Here is a 5,370-nt window from a genome sequence, read left to right as displayed (position 1 = left end):
CGCGGGCGAGCCCGCGGCCGCGCCCGGCGCGCGCCTCGGCGGTGCCGCGGTGGACCTCGCGCCGCTGCGGGAGGCGCTGAGCGCGGGCGCCGTCGTCGAGGACGCCGATGTCATCGCCGCCCACTCCGCCGACCACGCGCTGTTCTCCCCGGTGGGCACCGCGCGGGCGCTCGTGCGCGCGCACAGCATCGAGGACGTGCAGGCCACCCTCCGGTTCGCCCACGAGCACCGGATCCCGGTGGTGCCGCAGGGCTCGCGCACGGGCCTGTCCGGGGCCGCCAACGCCGTGGACGGCTGCCTGCTGCTCAGCCTCGCGAAGATGGACGCGATCGTCGGCATCGACCCGGCGGAGGGCACGTGCACCGTCCAGCCCGGCGTCATCAACCAGGCCCTCAAGGACGCGCTGGCCGACCACGGGCTGTCCTATCCGCCGGATCCGGGGTCGGTGGCGATCTCGAGCATCGGCGGCAACGTCGCGACGAACGCCGGCGGGCTGTGCTGCGTGAAGTACGGCGTCACCGCCGACTACGTGCGCCGCCTGCGCGTCGTGCTGGCCGACGGCTCGCTCACCACCCTGGGCCGGCCCACCGCCAAGGGCGTGGCCGGACTGGGCCTCGCCCAGCTGTTCGTGGGCTCCGAGGGCACCCTGGGCGTCGTCGTCGAGGTGACCCTCGACGTCGTCCCGGCCCTGCCGCAGCCGCTCACCGCAATCGCCGTCTTCCCGGACAGCGTGAGCGCCGCCGGCACGGTCAGCGACTACATGACCTCCGGTGGGAAGCCCGCGCTCATGGAATTCATCGACGGCACCACGATCGGGATGATCAACGACTACGGCGACTTCGGGCTGCCGGCCGATGCCGGCGCCATGCTCATCGTGCAGGCCGACGGCGACGGCACCCTGTCCGCCGCGAGCGCGGAGCTCGAGGCGTTCGCCGCGGCCGCGCGCGCGAATGGAGCGTCCGAGGTCATGCACTCGGAGGACCCGCGCGACTCCGAGCTGCTCATCGCGGCGCGGCGGGCGGTCTCGCCGGCCTCGGAGAAGTACGCGGTGGCCCACGGGGGCGGCGTGCTCGTGGACGATGTGTGCGTGCCCCGCGAGCGGCTGCGGGAGATGTTCGCCGCGGTCGCCCGGGTCGATGCGCAGTTCCCTGACCTCACGGTCGGCACGTGCGCCCATGCGGGCGACGGCAACCTGCACCCGTCGATCTTCTTCGATGCGCAGGACCCGCATGCCGTCGCCGCTGCCGAGGAGGCGTTCGCCCTCATCATGGAGGCGGGCCTGGAACTCGGCGGGACCATCACCGGCGAGCACGGCGTGGGGGTGCTCAAGGCGGGCTGGCTGGCCCGCGAGCTCGACCCGGCAGCCCGCGCCCTGCACCTGGCGATCAAGCGCGCGGTTGACCCGCGCGGGATCCTCAACCCTGGCAAGATGCTCGCGCTGCTGGGGGAGTGACCGGGGGATTGAGCCCCCCGGGGCCGCGCGGGGAGCACCGCGCGGCCGCGCGGCGGGCCCCGCGGCCGGGCGCCGGCCCACGTGCCCCGGGCCTTCCGTAGACTGGCCCGGTGACTGAGACCCCCGCCGCGCCGGCCGCCCAGACGGCCGGCGGCCCCAGCGCCGATCGCCCGCACTTCGGCTTCGAGGTGGGCCGCCGCCTGGAGACGGGCGGGCGCACCGGCACCATCACCACCCCCCACGGGCAGATCCGGACGCCCGCCTTCATCCCCGTGGGCACGAAGGGCACCGTCAAGGCCGTGCGGCCAGACGAGATGGCGGAGCTGGGCGCCCAGGCGCTCCTCGCCAACGCCTACCACCTCTACCTGCAGCCGGGTGCTGACCTCATCGACGAGGCCGGCGGCCTGGGCGCGTTCATGAACTGGCCCGGCCCCACCTTCACGGACTCCGGCGGCTTCCAGGTCATGAGCCTGGGGGCCGGCTTCAAGAAGGTCATCTCGATGGAGGCGACCGGCGCGGTGGGCTCCGATGACGCGGTCGCACCGGGCAAGGAGCGGCGCAGCTTCGTCGACGAGGACGGGGTCGACTTCCGCTCCCACCTCGACGGCACGGTGCACCGCTTCACGCCCGAGGTGTCGATGCGCGTCCAGCACGAGCTGGGCGCGGACATCATGTTCGCCTTCGACGAGCTCACGACGCTCATGAACTCGCGCGGCTACCAGGAGGAGTCGCTCGAGCGCACTCGGCGCTGGGCGATCCGCTGCGTTGCGGAGCACGAGCGCCTCACCCGTGAGCGCGCCCACCGGCCCTACCAGGCGCTGTTCGGGGTGCTGCAGGGCGCGCAGTACGAGGACCTGCGGCGCAAGGCGGCGCGGGACCTGGGCGCCATGGACTTCGACGGGTTCGGGATCGGCGGAGCGCTGGAGAAGGAGAACCTCGGCACGATCGTCGGCTGGGTGTGCGAGGAGCTGCCCGAGGCCAAGCCCCGCCACCTGCTGGGCATCTCCGAACCGGACGACCTCTTCACCGCCATCCGCGCCGGCGCCGACACGTTCGACTGCGTCTCGCCCTCCCGCGTGGCGCGCAATGCGGCCGTCTACACCCGCGACGGCCGCTTCAACCTCTCCGCCGCCGCGCACCGCCGGAACTTCGGGCCCATCGACCCCGAGTGCGACTGCTACACGTGCCAGCACTACTCGCGGGCCTACCTGCGCCACCTCTACAAGGCCAAGGAGATGCTGTTCTCCACGCTGTGCACGATCCACAACGAGCGGTTCACCGTGAGCCTCGTCGACCGGATCCGCGCGGCGATGGAGGCGGGCGACCTCGATGCGCTCGAGGCCGAGACCCTGGGCCGCTACTACGCGCAGAAGACGGTCCGGTCCTAGGCACAGCGGCGAAGGGGCAGGGCGCGCGTCCCAGCAGGAGAAACTAAGCGCACCCCAGCAGAAGGAACAGAGCGCGCCCCAGCAGGCGACGCAGGGCGCGCCCGCCCAGCGAGCGGGCGGGTGCCCTAGCCGCGGGCCTCGGGGGCGCCGGCCGCTGGCTGCGTCGGCCGCTCGCGCCGGGCCCAGGCGCGCTCGAGGGCCGGCCAGATGGCGTCGGCCCACACGCGGTAGCCGCGCTCGTTGGGATGGAAGAAGTCCCCGCCCTGGTGGAGCAGGTACGCAAACGGCCACAGCCGGCGCGTGGCGGTGTAGAGGTCCGCGAGCTCGAGGTCGTGTTCGCGGGCCAGCCGGACGATGACGGCATTGGCCGCACGCACCTTCCGCTCCAGCCACGGCAGGCCGAAGCTCGGGATCGTCGCGACGACGGTGCCCGCGGGCAGCCGCGGGTAGAGGCGCTCGGCGGTCCACACGAAGCCCTCGAGCGTGAAGCGGCGGTCCGCGATGTCGTTGGCCCCGATGATGCACAGGACGAGGTCCGCCTCGGGCAGCCGCTCGAAGAGGGGCAGCTGGTGCTCCATGAGCAGCCAGGAGCTCGCCCCGGGCACGGCGACGTTGGAGACCCGCACCTCGCGCCCGGTCGCCGCAGCCAGCCGGGCTGCGAGCAGGCCCACGTAGCCGGACTGAGGGTCATTCGCGCCCACCCCCGCCGCGGCGGAGTCCCCGAGCACGCTCATGGCGATGGGCGCCTCGGCGGGGGCCGCCTGCGGCGGGTGCGCGACGAGCTCCCAGTAGCGCGGGAAGAGCCGCGATTGGATCTGCACCCGGGCAACGGAGGCCGCGTAGCCGAGCCCCGCGCCCAGCGCGACGCCGCCCAGCGCCGCTGCCCAGGACGCCGCCGGGCGGTACCGGCGCGCGGGCTGCGGGCGATGCGAGGCCCGCGGGCGGTGCGGGGCCCGCGGGCGCGGGCCGGGTGCGCCGCTCACACCCGCGCCCCCTCCGCGATGCGCTCGCGGTCGATGTCCTCGGAGTAGGCGGGCTCGCGGGCCTTGAACACGCGGATGACCTGATAGGTCACGGGCATGAGGAGGATCTCGACCGCGCACTTGTAGACGAAGCCGACGATGACGTAGTTGACGAAGTCCATCCCCGGGATGATCCCGGCGAACGCGACGATGCAGAAGATGAGGGTGTCGGCGAACTCGCCCACGCCGGTCGAGGTGAGCAGGCGGACCCAGAGCCGGCCCTCGCCCATGCGGCGTTTGACCTTGACGAGCACGAGCGAGTTGAGCAGCTGGCCCACCACGTAGCCGCACAGCGAGGCGAGCGCGATCCGCGGCACGAAGCCCAGCACGGCGGCGAACGCCTCCTGGTTCTCATAGCCGGGCCCGGCGGGGCTCTTGATGACGAGGTAGAAGACGAGGGAGGCCAGGACCTGCATCGCGAAGCCCACGATGACGGCCTTGCGCGCGGCGGCGAAGCCGTAGACCTCGCTGATGACGTCGCCCAGGATGTAGGCGAATGGGAAGAGGAACGCGCCGCCGTCGGTGACGATGGGGCCGAAGCCGATCACCTTTGTCGCGCTGATGTTGGAGATGAGCAGGATGGAGCAGAAGACGGCGAGCACCACGGCGTAGTACCGGCCGTTGAGCGGAGCGAACTTCACGGGCGACAGGCGCGAGGCGCGCGCCGCCGGGCTGGGGGGCTGCGCCGAACCGCGGCTGCGGTCCGGCCGCCCAGATGCGGGGCGCTCGGGCGGGGTGGGGTGCTCAGGGACGCTCAACGTCGATCTCCTTGCCGTGGGTGAGGGCGAGCAGCTGCTCGTAGGTCAGGTCGACCATGGAATCGGGGGTGCCGCCGGCGGCCCAGAGGACGGGGAAGGCGGCGAGCGCGCGGTCGACGTAGGTGGCGACGGGCCGGGGGTGGCCGGTGGGCGCGACGCCCCCGATCACCTGGCCCGTGGCCTCCTTGACGAGCTGCGGGGTGGCGCGCTCCAGCGCGGCCAGCCCCAGCTGCTCGGCGACGAAGGCGGTGTCCACCCGGTGGGCGCCGGACGTCATGACGAGCACCGCGCTGGGCCTCGCCGCATCCTCGTGGGCCGCGGTGTCCGCGGCCCGGCGGGCGGCGAAGATCAGGGAGTTGGCGATCGCCCCCACCTCGACGCCCAGCTGTTCGGCGGCGGCCTGCGCCGTGGGCGTGTGGACGTCGAGGATCCGCACCCGCGAGTCGATCCCGGCCTCGCGCAGGGCCTGCTGAACCCGCTCATTGCGCGCGTGCATCAGCGCTCCCGCCCGTCGCGCGGGCGCTCCTCGCGCCGCTGGCCGTCGTCGGACTCGAACAGCGCGCCGAGGTCCGCGGTGCCCGCCCGGTCGATGTGCGCCGGCAGTTCGACCGGCCCCGTCCCGGGCCCCGTCGCGACACCGGGCTGCGGGCCCGTCGCGGGTCCGGTCGCGGGCGACTGCGAGGACCCCGAGGGGGCGGCCGGCATGCCGGCCGCGCCGGGCTGGGCACCGGGGCCGTCGGGCTGGGCCT

5 protein-coding genes and 1 pseudogene are annotated in these 5,370 nt (G+C 73.8%); 2 read left to right on the top strand and 4 right to left on the bottom strand.

All coding sequences use genetic code 11. The features are described from left to right. Positions 1 to 49: 49 nt before the first annotated feature. Both GSY69_RS13390 and tgt read left to right on the top strand, forming a co-directional pair. Positions 50 to 1,453, top strand: coding sequence for an FAD-binding oxidoreductase (locus GSY69_RS13390; protein ID WP_160954332.1), 1,404 nt, complete (start codon positions 50 to 52; stop codon positions 1,451 to 1,453). A 110-nt stretch (positions 1,454 to 1,563) separates the two neighbouring features. Continuing rightward, complete coding sequence (tgt, locus tag GSY69_RS13385; RefSeq protein ID WP_160954330.1) at positions 1,564 to 2,841, top strand: tRNA guanosine(34) transglycosylase Tgt; 1,278 nt, start codon at positions 1,564 to 1,566, stop codon at positions 2,839 to 2,841. 125 nt (positions 2,842 to 2,966) lie between these two features. Here the strand turns inward: tgt and GSY69_RS13380 are convergent, their stop codons facing one another. From GSY69_RS13380 to GSY69_RS13365, 4 genes and pseudogenes are all read right to left on the bottom strand, one after another. Beyond that, complete coding sequence (locus GSY69_RS13380; RefSeq protein ID WP_160954329.1) at positions 2,967 to 3,824, bottom strand: SGNH/GDSL hydrolase family protein; 858 nt, start codon at positions 3,822 to 3,824, stop codon at positions 2,967 to 2,969. Beyond that, a complete protein-coding gene (locus GSY69_RS13375; RefSeq protein ID WP_328698879.1) occupies positions 3,821 to 4,504 on the bottom strand; it encodes a queuosine precursor transporter in 684 nt (227 codons plus the stop codon). Before GSY69_RS13375 ends, GSY69_RS13380 begins: the two co-directional genes overlap by 4 nt. A gap of 103 nt (positions 4,505 to 4,607) precedes the next feature. After that, positions 4,608 to 5,117, bottom strand: coding sequence for a YbaK/EbsC family protein (locus tag GSY69_RS13370; RefSeq protein WP_160954328.1), 510 nt, complete (start codon positions 5,115 to 5,117; stop codon positions 4,608 to 4,610). Then, a pseudogene (locus GSY69_RS13365) lies at positions 5,117 to 5,370 on the bottom strand (hypothetical protein); the annotation flags it as partial. The gene GSY69_RS13370 and the pseudogene GSY69_RS13365, both read right to left, overlap by 1 nt.

The sequence above is a fragment of the Brevibacterium rongguiense genome (genome assembly GCF_009857845.1).
GTDB lineage: Bacteria > Actinomycetota > Actinomycetes > Actinomycetales > Brevibacteriaceae > Brevibacterium > Brevibacterium rongguiense.
Note: the sequence above shows the minus strand (reverse complement) of the source record. Positions and strands in the feature narration are given on the sequence as shown.